The organism is Micromonospora sp. B006, assembly GCF_003408515.1.
GTDB classification, from domain to species: Bacteria; Actinomycetota; Actinomycetes; order Mycobacteriales; family Micromonosporaceae; genus Micromonospora; species Micromonospora echinospora_A.
Map to the genome: position 1 here is coordinate 824,237 of NZ_CP030865.1, position 14,918 is coordinate 839,154.

The window sequence follows — 14,918 nt, forward strand, 5'->3', positions numbered from 1 at the left end:
GGCTCCCTCAGACGAGCACGGGCTGGTGGTGGGGGTCGGTGTCGGGCGCGGGCGGGCGGCCGAGGGCGGGGTCGTGCGCCCCGCGTGCGGCGTGCCGGGCCAGCAGCGTCCAGTTGGTCACCGCGAGCGCGCCGAGCAGCAGGCTGAACCCGATCAGCGAGGCGAGCATCAGGGCGGGCGAGACCGGTGACACGGCCTGCGCGGTGGGCAGCAGCCCGTACGCGGCCCAGGGCTGGCGGCCCACCTCGCGGGCGATCCAGCCGAGCAGCATCGCCACGAACGGCAGCGGCAGGCCGAGCAGGATCAGCCAGAGCGGGAACCGCAGCCGGATGATCCAGTCGCGCCAGAGCAGCGGCAGCAGCAGCCAGACGGCGCCGAGCGTGAAACCGATCAGGATCATGAAGCCGAGACCGACGTTGGAGAGAACCGGCGGATCCCAGTCGCCGGGGCCGAACCGCGCGGTCCAGTCGGCGACGAGCGCGTCGCGGTCCGGGCCGCCGCCGAACTTTGTCGGCTGGACCTGCGTGACCGGCCCGAACTGGGCGAAGCCGAAGCCCTGGAGCAGGCTGACCGAGAGCGCCGCGGTGATCAGGCCGAGCCGCAGCGAGGTGCGGAACAGGGCGAAGTCGCTGGTACGCCGCAGCAGGTGCCAGGCGCTGACCGCGGCCATCAGCAGGCCGCCGGTGACCAGGCTCGCCGAGACGACGTGGCCGAACGCCATGCCGAACGTGGGATTGGTGAGCAGCGCGCCGAAGTCGGTGAGGTGGGCGACGCCGTCGCGGACCTCGTACCCCACCGGGTTCTGCAGCCAGGCGTTCGCCACCATGATCCAGAACGCCGAGGCGTACGCGGTGATCGCCACGCCCCAGAGCAGCGCCAGGTGTACGCCGCGCCGCAGCCGGTGCCACCCGAAGATCCACATGCCGAGGAACGTGGATTCCAGGAAGAACGCCAGGAGCGTCTCGATGGCCAGCGGCGCCCCGAACACGTTGCCGACGTAGCGCGACAGCCCACTCCAGTTCAGCCCGAACTGGAACTCCATCACGATGCCGGTGGCGATGCCGAGCACGTAGTTGATCACGTAGAGCTGACCCCAGAACCGGGTCAGCCGCTCGTACGCCGGCTTGCCGGTCAGGAAGCCGGCCGTCTGCAGGCCGACCAGGAGCGTGACCAGGCCGAGCGTGACCGCCACGAACAGGAAGTGGATCGAGGTGGTGGTGGCGAACTGGAGGCGGGCGAGGAGCAGCGGGTCCACGGGCGTCCTCCCACAGGTTGGCTCGCTTGTCGTAGTCAAGCTACACGTAGCGGCGCTACCTATACGGGCCCGCGAACCCGGAGAAGTCCCGTAGGGGGCGGATCAGCTCAGGAACAGGGCGAACGGCAGGGAGACGAGCGTGCCCGCGACCGCGAGGGCCACCGCGCCGAGCACCCGCGGCGGGCGGTCCGCGACGAGCAGCCGCTGCACCCGTACGTCCAGGTCGCGGTCGCCGAGACCGAGCGTGCCGGCCGGTTGCACCCGGTGCTCGGCGGCGGCGAACCGGCGCAGCGCGCCCGCGAGCGGCGCGTCCGCGTGCAGCTCCCGGGCCTTGTCGTCGGCGCGCATCTCCACCAGCAAGGCCACCCGCGCGTGCGCGTCCCGCACCCACCGGAACCAGGGCAGCGCCCGGCACAACGCGGTGAACGGCAGCAGCACCAGATCGTGCCGTTCCTGCGCGTGCGCCCGCTCGTGCGTGAGCACCGCCGCCAGCTCCGCCGGGTCGAGCAGGTCGAGCGTGCCCGCGCTCACCACCACCCGGGGCCGCACCCCGGGCAGGCAGTACGCCGCAGCGCTCGGATGGTCGAGCACCAGCGCGCCGGGCACCGTCGGGTCACGCCGGGCCACCAGGTGCAGCAGCTCGCGGTGCCGGCGCTGGGCGCGTACCGCGCCGTGCAGGCTGCGTACCGTCGTGGTGAGCAGCACCGCGCCGATGCCGAGACCGACGCCGACCAGGCTGAGGTGCACCGCGCCCACACCGGCCGGCAGCGTGCCGTGGGCCAGGTCGCTGACGAGGGCCACCAGCGCCCACCCGGTCGCCCGGTCGTAGACGTCGAGGCCCAGCGCCATCGGCAGCCCCATGGCCGACAGGCCGAGCGCCAGCCCGACCGCCTGCCAGCACAGGATCGCCACCCGGGGCGCGCGCCACGTCCAGCGCGCGGCGGCGAGGACCTGCGCCGTCAGCCAGCAGGCCAGAATGGTCGCGGCGAAGTGCAGGGCGTACGCCACGGCGGCCGCCTACCGGTCCGTCGCCTCGTCGAGCGCCGGCCGGCCGGACCGGGGGTCCTCGATCCGGCCGGTCGGACCGTCCTCGACGGTCGCGGGTTCGGTGGCCCCGGCCTCGGCGCCGAGCGCGGCGCGGAGCACGTCCGCCTCCGTGCCGGTCACCGAGCGGGCGAAGCGTACGAGCGCGGCGTCCCGGCTGCCGCCGAGATCGAGGGCTTCGAGCATGAGCTGGGCGATGTACGCCTCACGGGTGGCGGCGGGGCGGTAACGCCAGGCGCGGCCTTCGCGTTCACGCTGCACCATGCCCTTGCCGGCGAGCCGGTCGAGCACGGTCATGACAGTGGTGTAGGCGAGTTCACGGCCGTCCAGGGCGTCGGCGACCTCGCGCACCGTCACACCGCCCGAGGCGGCTGGTGCCGCGTCCCACAGCACGTCCATCACCGCACGCTCAAGGTCCCCCAGCCGAGTCACCCGTCAATCCTACCCCCGGTAGTAGATCCCTTCCGCCGGCCCGGTCGTCCTCCCTGGTCAGCGCCAGTTCGGGGAGGTGGTGCGGTCCGGGGCGGGTCAATGCAGCCACCTCGGCGTGCTGCTGTCGATCTTCCCGACCGGGAGCCCGGGCCGCTTCCGGGGAAGCCGGTGTCGACCTTGCCGTTCTCGGGCGGGCGCTCACCGGCAAGATCGACACAAGTTCGGGGAGGTGGTGGTGTCGGGGGCCGGTTGATGCAGCCACTTCGGCGAGGTGGTGTCGACCTTGCCCGTCTCGGGTGTGCGCCCTCGGTGCAAGTTCGGGGAGGTGGTGGTGTCGGGGGCCGGTTGATGCAGTCACTTCGGGGAGGTGGTGTCGACCTTGCCCGTCTCGGGTGTGCGCCCTCGGTGAGATCGACACCGGCTCGGGGAGGTGGTGTCGTCCCGGGCTGCCCGATGCAGCCACCTCGGCGTGCTGGTGTCGATCTTGCCGGTCGGGAGCCCGGGCCACTTCCGGGAAAGCCGGTGCCGACCTTGCAGTGGTCGGCTGGGCGCCCGTCGGCAAGATCGACACAAGTTCGGGGAGGTGGTGCTGTCCGGGGCCTTTTGATGCAGCCACTTCGGGGAGATGGTGTCGATCTTGCTCGTCCCGGGTGCGCACCCGGTGAAGATCAACGCCGGCTCGGCGAGGTGGTGCCGTCCCGGGCTGCTCGATGCAGCCACTTCGGCGTGCTGGGGTTGATCTTTCCCCTCAAGGGTTGGTGCCCCGGGTGAGATCAACACCGACTCGGGGAGGTGGTGCCGTCCAGGGCTAGTTGGTGCAGTTACTTCGAGGGGTGGGTGTTGATTTGTTGGCTTCGGGCGGGCGCCGGGCAAGGTCCGGAGCACTTCGGGGGTCTGGTGTTGATTCTGCCGATCCGGAGCGAGTGTCCCGGGCAAGGTCATCACCAGCTCGGGGAGCTGGCGGTATTCGAGGCGGGTTGATGCGGCCACCTCCCCGTTCTGGTGCTGATCTTGAAGCTCGGGGTGAGGGCCTGGACAAGATCCGCACTGGTTCGGGGAGGTGGCGGCATCGGGGTGGGTGGATGCAGCCACCTCGCCGCTCTGGTGTTGATCTTGCTGGCCGGGGTGGAGTGTTGGGGGCAAGGTCAACACCGGCTCGGGGAGGTGGTGCCGTCCGGGGCTGGTTGATGTGGCCACATCGGGGAAATGGTGTTGATCTTGCCCGGTGGGATCGACACCAGCTCGGGGAAGTGCGGGAACGGGAAGTGGCGGCAACCCGGGTGGGTGTGCCGCCACTTCGGGCCGGACTGGACTGCCGTCGGTCAGACGCCCTTGGGGTGCCAGACCGTCTTGGTCTCCAGCAGCGTGGTCATCCGGGTGACGCCGGGGTCGGCGTGCCAGTCGTGGTCGGCCGGTGCCGGCCGGAGCACCCGCTTGAGGTTCTCCGCGGCCTTGACCTCCAGGTCGGCGGCCAGCTCGGCGTCGGCGACGCCGGTCAGGTCGATCGCGTTGACGTCCATGTGCGAGGCGAGCGCCGGCACGGTCTCGGTCAGCCGGCCGGTGAGGATGTTGACCACCCCGCCGGGCAGGTCGGAGGTGGCGAGCACCTCGGCCAGCGTCACCGCCGCCAGCGGCTCGGCCGGGGAGGCGGCCACCACCACCGTGTTGCCGGTGACGATCGCCGGGGCGATGACGCTCACCAGGCCGAGCAGCGCGGGCGCCTCGGGGGCCACCACCGCCACCACGCCGGTCGGCTCCGGCGCGGACAGGTTGAAGTACGGGCCGGCCACCGGGTTGGCGCCGCCGTACACCTGGGCGATCTTGTCGGACCAGCCCGCGTACCAGACCCAGCGGTCGATCGCGGCGTCCACCTCGTCGGCCGGGACGCCCAGGGCGACGAACTGCTCGCGGCGGCCCTCCAGCATCTCGGCGACCCGGTAGAGGATCTGACCCCTGTTGTACGCGGTCGCCCCGGCCCAGCCCTTCACCGCGGCGCGGGCGGCCACCACCGCGTCCCGCGCGTCCTTCCGGGAGGCAAGAGACACGTTCGCGGATTGCACGAGATACGACCGTCCCGACTCGCTGCGCGGGAACTTCCCGCCGATGAAGAGCTTGTACGTCTTGCGTACCGCGACCCGCTCAGACATTGAGGTACCCCTCCAGCCCGTGCCGGCCGCCCTCGCGACCGTAGCCCGACTCCTTGTAGCCGCCGAACGGCGAGGTCGGGTCGAACTTGTTGAACGTGTTGGCCCACACCACGCCCGCGCGCAGCCGGTCCGCCAGCCACAGGATCCGGGAGCCCTTGTCGGTCCAGATCCCGGCCGACAGCCCGTACGGCGTGTTGTTGGCCTTTTCGACGGCCTCCGCCGGGGTGCGGAACGTGAGCACGGACAGCACCGGGCCGAAGATCTCCTCGCGGGCGATCCGGTGCGCCTGGGTGACGCCGGTGAAGATCGTCGGCGCGAACCAGAAGCCGCGCTCGGGCAGCTCGCACGGCGGCGACCAGCGCTCCGCGCCCTCGGCGGACCCGGCGTCGGACAGCTCCCGGATGCGGGCGAGCTGCGCGGCCGAGTTGATCGCGCCGACGTCGGTGTTCTTGTCCAGCGGGTCACCGACGCGGAGCTGGGCCATCCGGCGCTTGAGCGACTCCAGTACCCGGTCTGCCACCGACTCCTGGACCAGCAGCCGGGACCCGGCGCAGCAGACGTGCCCCTGGTTGAAGAAGATGCCGTTGACGATCCCCTCGACGGCCTGATCGATCGGCGCGTCGTCGAAGACGATGTTCGCGGCCTTGCCACCCAGCTCCAGCGTGAGCTTCTTGCGGGTGCCGGCGACCGAGCGGGCGATGGCCCGGCCGACCTCGGTGGAGCCGGTGAACGCGACCTTGTCCACGCCCGGGTGCTCGACCAGCGCCCGGCCGGTGTCGCCCGCGCCGGTGACGATGTTGACCACGCCGGCGGGCAGGTCGGCCTGCTGGCAGATCTCGGCGAACAGCAGCGCGGTCAGCGGGGTGGTCTCGGCCGGCTTGAGCACCACCGTGTTGCCGGCGGCCAACGCCGGGGCGATCTTCCACGCCAGCATGAGCAGCGGGAAGTTCCACGGGATGACCTGCGCGGCCACGCCGAGCGGCTTCGGGTCGGGGCCGAAACCCGCGTGCGGAAGCTTGTCGGCCCAGCCCGCGTAGTAGAAGAAGTGCGCGGCGACCAGCGGCAGGTCGACGTCGCGGGACTCCTTGATCGGCTTGCCGTTGTCCAGCGACTCCAGCACCGCCAGCTCGCGCGAGCGCTCCTGGATGATCCGGGCGATCCGGAACAGGTACTTGGCCCGGTCCCGGCCCGGCATCGGACCCCACACCTTCTCGTACGCGGTCCGGGCGGCGCGTACCGCGCGGTCCACGTCGTCGACGCCCGCCTCGGCGATCTCGGCCAGCACCTCCTCGGAGGCCGGGTTCACCGACTTGAAGCTGCCGCCGGAGGCCGGGTCGACGAACGCGCCGTCGACGAAGAGCCCGTACGAGGGCTTGATGTCCACCACCGAGCGGGACTCGGGGGCGGGAGCGTATTCGAACATCGCGTTCAGTCCAGGGTGAAGTAGTCGGGGCCGGCGTAGACGCCGGTCGTCAGCTTGGTGCGCTGCATGAGCAGGTCGTTGAGCAGGCTCGACGCGCCGAACCGGAACCAGTCCGGGCTCAGCCAGTCGGCGCCGACTGTCTCGTTGACCATGACCAGGTACTTGATGGCGTCCTTTGTGGTCTTGATGCCGCCGGCCGGCTTGACGCCGACCTGACGCCCGGTGGCGGCGCGGAAGTCGCGGACCGCCTCCAGCATCACCAGCGTCACCGGCAGGGTCGCAGCGACCGGGACCTTGCCGGTGGAGGTCTTGATGAAGTCGCCGCCGGCAAGCATGGCGAGCCAGGAGGCGCGCCGCACGTTGTCGTACGTGGCCAGCTCGCCGGTCTCCAGGATCACCTTGAGGTGGGCGTCCCCGCACGCTTCCTTGGTGGCCACGATCTCGTCGTAGACCTCGGCGTAGCGCCCGGCCAGGAACGCGCCCCGATTGATCACCATGTCGATCTCGTCGGCGCCGGCCTCGACGGCGGCCCGCACGTCGGCGAGCTTGATCTCCAGCGGGGCCTGCCCGGACGGGAACGCGGTCGCCACGCTGGCCAGGTGCACGCCGCTGCCGCGCAGCACCTCGGCCACGTACGGGACCATCGACGGGTAGACGCAGACGGCGCCGACGTGCGGGCAGCTCGGGTCGGCGGGGTCGGGGCGCAGCGCCTTCGCGGCCAGCGCCCGAACCTTGCCCGGCGTGTCAGCGCCTTCCAGGGTGGTCAGGTCGACCATCCGGATCGCCAGGTCGATCGCCTCGGCCTTCGCCGTGGTCTTGATGGAGCGGGTGCCGAGCTGTGCCGCCCGCTGCTCCGCGCCGACCTGGTCCACGCCGGGCAGGCCGTGCAGGAAGGTCCGCAGAGCGGTCTCGGATCGTCCCAGCTCGGAGAGATCCGACCGGGCCGACGTCGTTGTCGCCGTCATGCCCCGAATAGTACGCACTCGCGATTCCTGTGATCTTGGTCACGGTGAACGGGTTGCGAGCGTCGTACGTGAGCGGGGTCGCTGGTCGGGCCGCACCCACCGTGCGCCGGGCCGCGGGGCGGTAGGTTGAGCGATCGTGGACGTACACGTCATTGACCATCCGCTCGCCCAGACGCGGCTGACCGCCATGCGGGACGCCCGGACCGACTCGTCGTCGTTCCGGGCGGCGCTGCGCGAACTCACCACCATGCTGGTGTACGAGGCCGCGCGCTCCTTCCCGGTCGAGAAGTACTCGATCCAGACCCCGGTCACCGCCACCGAGGGCAGCCGGCTGGCGAATCCGCCGCTGCTGGTGCCGGTGCTGCGGGCCGGTCTCGGCATGGCCGACGCCGCGCTCGGCCTGCTGCCCGAGTCGTCGATGGGCTTCGTCGGCCTGGCCCGCGACGAGGAGACGTACGAGCCCCGCGCGTACATGGAGTCGCTGCCGCGCGACCTTAGCGGCCTGCCGGTGCTGGTGCTCGACCCGATGCTCGCCACCGGCGGCTCGCTGGAGCACTGCTGCCGGCTGCTCGCCGACCGCGGCTGCACCGACATCACAGTGCTCTGCGTGCTGGCCGCGCCGGTCGGCATCGAGCGGCTGGAGCGCTCCGGCCTGCCGTTGCGCCTGGTCACCGCCTCGATCGACGAGGGCCTCAACGACCGGATGTTCATCGTCCCCGGCCTCGGTGACGCCGGTGACCGCCAGTTCGGCGGCATGCCCCGCTTCTGAGACCGATCCGGTGCGGAGGGCCGACCCCTCCGCACCGGAACCGGACTGCCCCGGCGAGTTGGTGCGCGGGGGTGCGGGGAGGCGCTAGCGTTCCGGGCCATGACTGGTGTTGCGCTCGCCGAAGAGCTGCTGCTCCTCGCGTACGACGACGAAACCGGCAAGGCCACCATGCCGCGGATCAGCCTTGACCTGGGCATGGCCGCCGCGGTGCTGGTCGAGCTGGCCCTGGCCGGACGGCTCGCGTACGCGGACGGGAACCTGGCGGTGATCGATCCGGCGCCGACCGGTGAGCCGATCGCCGACGCCGTACTCGCGAAGATCGCCGCGGAGACCCCGCACACAACCTCGTCCTGGGTGCAGCGGCTGCGGCACGGGCTGCGCGACCGGATCCTCACCGACCTGTGCGGGCGGGGCGTGGTCCGGGACGTGGAGGAGACCGAGCTGGACTTCATCCACGTGCACCGCTACCCGGTGGCGGACCCTTCGGTCGAGGCGGACATCCGGCAGCGCCTGGCCGACGCGCTGACCAGCGGGCAGCTCCCCGACGAGCGGACCGCCGCGCTCGCCACACTCGTCGCGGTGCTGCGGATGGAGCCGGCGCTCGGGCTCACCGGCCCGGCTGCCGAGGACGCCGGGCGCCGCCTGGAGGAGATCGCCGCGGGCGCCGGGTTCTCCGGCACGGTGAGCCTGGACGACAGCGTGGTGCGCCCGTCGATCAGCCTGGTCATCGCCGCGCTGGGCCAGGCCGTCGACGCCGCCCTGGGCAAGCGGTAAGGAAGGGCCCCCTCTTAACGCCTCCGGTAGAGGAAGGGCCCCTTTTTAACGCCTCGCGTTAAAAAGGGGCCCTTCCTTACATCCGGGTCAGAGGCCGAGGGCGGCGGCGATCTCGTTGCGCAGCTCGGTGACCGCGGCACGCGCTCGCTGCCGGGCCGCCGGCACGTCGCCGCCGGTCACCGGCTCCACCACCTCCAGGTACGCCTTGAGCTTCGGCTCGGTGCCGGAGGGCCGGATCACCACCCGGGCCGCGCCGGTACGCAGGATCACCACGTCCGCGTCGGGGAGCAGGTCGGACGCCTCGGTCACCGGCTGCCCGAGCAGCGTGGCCGGGGTGGCCGCCCGGATCCGCGCCATCGAGTCCGCGATGACCCGCAGGTCCTCCACCCGGACCGAGAGCTGCTCGGTGTGGTGCACGCCGAACTCGGCGGCCAGCTCGTCGAGCCGGTCGAGGAGCGTACGGCCCTCCGCCTTGAGACCGGCGGCCAGCTCGGCGACCGTCAGCGCGGCGGTGATGCCGTCCTTGTCGCGTACGTGCTCGGGCGCGACGCAGTAGCCGAGCGCCTCCTCGTAGCCGTACGCCAGTGGCTCCCGGCCGCCGCCGGCCCGGACGATCCACTTGAACCCGGTGAGCGTCTCGTCGTAGGGCAGCCCTCGGGCCGCCGCCATGGCCCGCAGCAGCGCCGAGGACACGATCGTGGTGGCGTACAGGCCGGTCACGCCGCGTCGCATCAGGTGATCGGCGAGCAGCGCGCCCACCTCGTCGCCGCGCAGCATCCGCCAGGACCCGGCATCGCGTACCGCCACCGCGCAGCGGTCCGCGTCCGGGTCGTTGGCGACGGCGAGGTCCGCGCCGGTGCGGTCGGCGAGCGCGACCAGCAGGTCCACCGCGCCCGGCTCCTCCGGGTTGGGGAAGCTGACGGTCGGGAACGCCGGGTCCGGCTCGGCCTGTTCCGGCACCACGCCCGGCACCCCGAACCCGGCGCGCGCGAACGCGGCGGTCAGCACCGCGCCGCCCACCCCGTGCAGCGGCGTGTACGCCACCTTCAGGTCCCGCGGCCCGGTCGGGTCCACCACGGCGGCGGCCCGTTCCACGTACGCGGTCACCAGGTCGTCGCCGAGCATCTGCCCGGCCGGTCCGAGCGGCACCTCGGCGAGCGGGCCGACGGCCCGGATGGCCGCCTCGATGCCGGCGTCGGCGGGCGGCACGATCTGCGCCCCTGCGCCCAGCTCACCGCCGAGCTGCGCGCCCAGGTAGACCTTGTAGCCGTTGTCCTGGGGCGGGTTGTGGCTGGCGGTCACCATCACCCCGGCTACCGCGCCGAGCTGCCGTACCGCGAACGCCAGCACCGGCGTGGGCAGTGGCCCGGGCAGCAGCAGCGCCGGGCGGCCCGCCCCGGTGGCCACCTGCGCGGTGCGCTCGGCGAACGCACGCGAGCCGCGGCGGGCGTCGTACCCGATCACCAGCGGGCCCTCGGCGCCCTGTGCGGCGAGCCAGCGGACGAGCCCGGCGGCGGCCTGGGTGACCACGGCGAGGTTCATGCCGTTCGGCCCGGCGCGCAGCGGGCCGCGCAGCCCGGCGGTGCCGAACGTCAGCGGGCCGGCGAACCGGTCGGCCAGGTCGGCCGCCGTGCCGGGCAGCCCGTCGAGGACGGCGCGCAGCTCTTCGCGGTCGGCCGGGTCGGGGTCGTCGGCGAGCCAGCGCTCGGCTCGGACGCGAAGGTCGTCAAGGTCAGTGGTTTCCGCCGCCATTGCCTCTTGATAGCACGGCGGCGGATCACCACTGGCCGTCGGCCTCGACTCAGTTCGCCTCGGTGAGCTGGAACGAGCCGACCATCGCGTCGAAGATCGGCTTGCTCTCCGCGAACCGCGCGTCGGTCGAGGAGAGGTAGAACGAGTAGACCTTGCCGTCCTTGACCAAGCCCCGCCAGATGCCGTGACGCATGGACTCACCCTCGCCGCAGGTGTATTCGAGCTGACCCGCGGTCTGCCCGGCGAGTGGCTGCTCCGAGACCGAGATCTCGGTGTAGGGGGCGGGGCAGGACTTGCTCTTGGCGCTGTTCTTGTTCAGGTTCCGCGAGGCGAACTCGGCCCAGCTGATCGAGGTGCCGCCCCACGGCTCGGCGATCACCCGGACCTTGCGGCCCTCGTCGGCCGGGTCGACGTAGTCGACGTAGAGGCCGCCGGTCTGCCGCTGCCAGCCCTTCGGCACCTGGATTGTCACGCCCTTGACGGTCTGCTCCTGCATCTCGGGCGCGGCGGCGGCCGAGTTCGACGGCAGCGTGCCCACGATCGGCGGTGGCGCGTCGTCGCCGCCGCTGGTCAGCGCGATCACGCTCACCAGCAGCACCACTGCGAGGCCACCGGCGGCGGCGAGCTGGACCTTGCGCGGCCACGCCTTGACCCGGCCGAGCAGGCCCTTGGCCGAGCCGGGCGCGCCGCCGCCACCGGCGGTGGCCGGCGCGGTGGCCGCTGTGGTCCACGGCTGGCCGGTGCCGGGCACCGACCACTGGTTGCCGCCGCCGTACACCGGCTGGGTGGCGTCGGCGGCACGGCCGTAGACCGGCCGGGTGGTCGGCACCTGCTGGGTGGCGTCCGCCCCGGCGCCCTGGCCGAGCCGGACGGTGGCGTCCGGCGAGATGCGCTGGGTGGCCTCGGGCCCGGACATCGCGCCGGTCGGGGTGTGCAGCGGGCCGGCCAGCGCGTCCGCGCTGGTCTCGTCCAGCGCGGCGTCGCCCGCCGCCGCCTTCTCGCCCGTGGGCCGCTCTCCGCGGCGCAGCGCGGCGAGCCGGTCGGTCAGCGACTCCTCGGGGCCGATCATGGCCCGGCCGCCGATCTGGCCGCTCGGCTTCGGCTCGGCCGCGATGGCGGGCGGCGTGGTCGGGGGCGGCACCGGCACCACCGCGTACGGGTCGGTGACCGAGTTGACGGCGGTGGCGGTGCTGGTCAGCGGCCCGGCGAGCAGTTCGCGCAGGTTGGCGCGGGCCCGGTGCACGTCCATCCGGCGGGCCGGGTCCTTCTCCAGCAGCCCCATCAGCACGCCGGTGAGCGGGCCGCTGCGCTGCGGCGTGGCGGGCGGGTCCTCGACCACCGCGTGCATGGTCTCGATCGGGTCGCCCTTGTCGAACGGGGGACGGCCCTCGACAGCTGTGTAGAGCGTCACACCGAGCGAGAACAGGTCGCTGGGCGGCCCGAACTCCTGGCCCATGGCCCGCTCGGGGGAGATGAAGTGGGGCGAGCCGAGCACCATGCCCGGCGTGGTGAGCTGCACGTCGGTGGGCATCCGGGCGACGCCGAAGTCGGTGAGCACGCAGCGGCCGTCGGAGCAGATCAGCACGTTGGCGGGCTTGACGTCGCGGTGCAGCACGCCGATGGCGTGCGCCACCTCGAGCGCGCCGAGCAGCGCGATCCCGATCTTGGCGACCGCGCGCGGCGCGACCGGCCCGTCCTCGATCACCATGTCGGCGAGGCTGCGGGCGTCCAGCAGCTCCATCACGATCCATGGCCGGCCGCCCTCGGTGACCACGTCGTAGACCTGCACCACTGCCGGGTGCTGGATCGCGGCGGCGGCGCGGGCCTCCCGCAGCGTCCGTTCGTAGAGCGCGTCGCGGTCGCTCGGGGCGAGCCCCGGCGGGAGGACGACCTCCTTGACCGCCACGTCGCGGCGCAGCAATGTGTCTGTGGCCCGCCAGACCGTGCCCATGCCTCCGTTGCCCACGGGGGAGCGCAGCGAGTAGCGACCACCGATGGTGGTGCCGGGCGCCGCGCGTCCCGTGGGGGGACTGGCCGGTCCGCCGCTCCACGTCGGAATCTGAGTCACAGAAAAGCCACCGGGGGATATCGAGGGGGCTGGGACACAACCCCTCTATCTTGCTGGTTCCGACGCCCGATGCGAAACCCGACGCGGCGGGCGTTTACCTACTCGACGGTATGTGTCCGGTCGCTCACCTCCGGTGGTTCGCCGTGGCCAGGTGTGCGGTATCCCTCACCCACCAGGCGGTCAGCGCGTCCTACCATCCGGTAATGAGCGATGCGCGGTCAAGCGAGTCGGGTTTCCCGATCCAGGGCCTCTACACGGCGGCAGACCTTCCGGCGGACCTGGAGGACCGGCTGGGCGAGCCGGGTGAGTTCCCGTACACCCGCGGGGTCTACCCGACGATGTACACCTCCCGGCCGTGGACGATGCGACAGTACGCCGGCTTCGGCACCGCGACCGAGAGCAACGCGCGGTACCACCAGTTGCTGCGCGCCGGGACGATGGGCCTGTCCGTCGCGTTCGACCTGCCCACCCAGATGGGGTACGACTCGGACGACCCGATCGCGCACGGCGAGGTGGGCAAGGTCGGTGTCGCCATCGACTCCATCGAGGACATGCGCACGCTGTTCGGCGGCATCCCGCTGGACAAGGTCTCCACCTCGATGACCATCAACGCGCCCGGCTCGGTGCTGCTGCTGCTCTACCAGCTCGTGGCCGAGGAGAACGGCGTGCCGGGGGCGGCGCTCAACGGCACGATCCAGAACGACATCCTCAAGGAGTACATCGCCCGGGGGACGTACATCTACCCGCCGAAGCCCTCGCTGCGGCTGGTCGCGGACACCTTCGCCTACTGCCGGGCCGAGGTGCCGAAGTGGAACACCATCTCGATCTCCGGCTACCACATGGCCGAGGCCGGCGCCTCGCCCGCGCAGGAGGTCGCGTTCACGCTCGCCAACGGCGTGGAGTACGTCCGAGCGGCGCTCGCCGCCGGGCTGGCCGTGGACGACTTCGCGCCCCGCCTGTCGTTCTTCTTCGTGGCCCGCACCACGCTGCTGGAGGAGGTCGCGAAGTTCCGCGCGGCCCGGCGGATCTGGGCCCGGCTGATGCGCGACGAGTTCGGCGCGAAGAACCCGAAGTCGATGATGCTGCGGTTCCACACCCAGACCGCCGGCGTGCAGCTCACCGCCCAGCAGCCGGAGGTGAACCTGGTCCGGGTGGCGGTGCAGGGCCTCGGCGCGGTGCTCGGCGGCACCCAGTCGCTGCACACAAACAGCTTCGACGAGGCGATCGCGCTGCCCACCGAGAAGGCGGCCCGGCTGGCGCTGCGGACCCAGCAGGTGCTGGCGTACGAGACGGACCTGACCGCCACCGTCGACCCGTTCGCCGGGTCGTACGTGGTGGAGGCGATGACCGCCGAGGTGGAGGCGGCGGCCACCGAGCTGATGGACCGGGTCTTCGACCACGGTTCGGCGGTGGACGCGATCGAGGCCGGTTTCCAGAAGCGGGAGATCGAGCAGTCCGCGTACCGGATCGCCCAGGAGATCGACTCGGGTGAGCGGGTGGTGGTCGGCCTCAACCGGTTCCAGGTCGACGAGGAGGAGCCGTACGAGCCGCTGCGGGTGGACCCGACCATCGAGGCGGCGCAGGGGGAGCGGCTGGCCCGGCTGCGCGCCGAGCGGGACTCCGGCGCGGTGGAGCGGGCGCTGGCGGAGCTGCGTGCCGCCGCCGAGGGCGACGCCAACGTGCTCTACCCGATGAAGGAGGCGCTGCGCGCCCGGGCCACCGTCGGCGAGGTCTGCGGCACGCTGCGCGAGGTGTGGGGGATCTACCGGCCGAGCGATCGGTTCTGACGGTTTTTCGACGGCGGTCCCGTCGGCGCACCCAGGTGCCCGGCGTGGGCCGCCGTCGTGCGTCCGGTAGCGGTCTGACCTGGGCAGACCGGGCCGGTGAGGCGTACCGTTGGTCCCCTTCCGGGCGACGGCGCCCGGCCGGTCACGGCGGGTTGCCGGGCGGTGGCGTCCGGTGCCGCGCGTGTGCGATTCGCCGATGCGGGTAAACCGGATCGGGTGAACGGGACGGACAGCCTGTGCGGTCGACGGCCGGGCGGTCATGTCACCGTCGGGAGTCTTCCGGCAGCCGACAGTTGTCGCGCAATTGTCCGAGCGGCAGTTAATTGCCGCGACTAATGCGACAATTCGGAACGACGGCCCGGTTTTTAGTGGCCGTTGAAACGGTTACGCGTTGTAGGAGGTGGGACGCAGATGGCGGGCTCCGACCGTGATCTACCTGCTGTCCCGCAGATAATCGAGCCCTCCCACCAGGGCATTCGTGACGCTGCGCGGTCCGACCGCT

Annotated in this window: 11 protein-coding genes; 3 read left to right on the plus strand and 8 right to left on the minus strand. The window is 72.1% G+C overall.

Features of this window, described 5'->3' with window-relative positions; translation table 11 throughout:
* Window positions 1-7: 7 nt before the first annotated feature.
* The 6 genes from MicB006_RS04140 to deoC form a co-directional block, all read right to left on the minus strand.
* Window positions 8-1,255: a cytochrome ubiquinol oxidase subunit I gene (locus MicB006_RS04140; RefSeq protein WP_116503927.1), complete on the minus strand. Its 1,248-nt coding sequence runs from the start codon at window positions 1,253-1,255 to the stop codon at window positions 8-10.
* A gap of 102 nt (window positions 1,256-1,357) precedes the next feature.
* Window positions 1,358-2,263 carry a M56 family metallopeptidase gene (locus MicB006_RS04145; protein ID WP_116503928.1) on the minus strand — a complete coding sequence of 302 codons (906 nt, stop codon included), beginning with the start codon at window positions 2,261-2,263 and terminating at the stop codon, window positions 1,358-1,360.
* Between the two features lie 9 nt (window positions 2,264-2,272).
* Entirely contained in the window at window positions 2,273-2,731 is a 459-nt protein-coding gene (locus tag MicB006_RS04150; protein WP_073825200.1) for a BlaI/MecI/CopY family transcriptional regulator, read from the minus strand.
* Between the two features lie 1,322 nt (window positions 2,732-4,053).
* Complete coding sequence (locus MicB006_RS04155) at window positions 4,054-4,878, minus strand: aldehyde dehydrogenase family protein (protein WP_116503930.1); 825 nt, start codon at window positions 4,876-4,878, stop codon at window positions 4,054-4,056.
* Window positions 4,871-6,301 carry an aldehyde dehydrogenase family protein gene (locus MicB006_RS04160; protein ID WP_116503932.1) on the minus strand — a complete coding sequence of 477 codons (1,431 nt, stop codon included), beginning with the start codon at window positions 6,299-6,301 and terminating at the stop codon, window positions 4,871-4,873. Before MicB006_RS04160 ends, MicB006_RS04155 begins: the two co-directional genes overlap by 8 nt.
* A gap of 5 nt (window positions 6,302-6,306) precedes the next feature.
* Window positions 6,307-7,266 (minus strand): deoxyribose-phosphate aldolase, encoded by a 960-nt coding sequence (deoC, locus tag MicB006_RS04165; RefSeq protein ID WP_030501215.1) that lies wholly within the window; start codon window positions 7,264-7,266, stop codon window positions 6,307-6,309.
* A gap of 136 nt (window positions 7,267-7,402) precedes the next feature.
* Between deoC and upp the strand changes: the two genes are divergently transcribed.
* A complete protein-coding gene (gene upp, locus MicB006_RS04170; RefSeq protein ID WP_030501216.1) occupies window positions 7,403-8,035 on the plus strand; it encodes a uracil phosphoribosyltransferase in 633 nt (210 codons plus the stop codon).
* Window positions 8,036-8,134: 99 nt separating this feature from the next.
* A complete protein-coding gene (locus MicB006_RS04175; protein ID WP_116503934.1) occupies window positions 8,135-8,809 on the plus strand; it encodes a GPP34 family phosphoprotein in 675 nt (224 codons plus the stop codon).
* Between the two features lie 87 nt (window positions 8,810-8,896).
* Here the strand turns inward: MicB006_RS04175 and MicB006_RS04180 are convergent, their stop codons facing one another.
* Both MicB006_RS04180 and MicB006_RS04185 read right to left on the minus strand, forming a co-directional pair.
* Entirely contained in the window at window positions 8,897-10,561 is a 1,665-nt protein-coding gene (locus MicB006_RS04180) for a phospho-sugar mutase (RefSeq protein ID WP_116503936.1), read from the minus strand.
* A gap of 49 nt (window positions 10,562-10,610) precedes the next feature.
* Complete coding sequence (locus MicB006_RS04185; protein WP_116503938.1) at window positions 10,611-12,629, minus strand: serine/threonine-protein kinase; 2,019 nt, start codon at window positions 12,627-12,629, stop codon at window positions 10,611-10,613.
* A gap of 203 nt (window positions 12,630-12,832) precedes the next feature.
* On the opposite strand from MicB006_RS04185, the gene MicB006_RS04190 reads away from it, so the two are divergent.
* Window positions 12,833-14,416, plus strand: a complete 1,584-nt coding sequence (locus MicB006_RS04190; protein WP_116503940.1) for a methylmalonyl-CoA mutase — start codon at window positions 12,833-12,835, stop codon at window positions 14,414-14,416.
* Window positions 14,417-14,918: the final 502 nt, after the last annotated feature.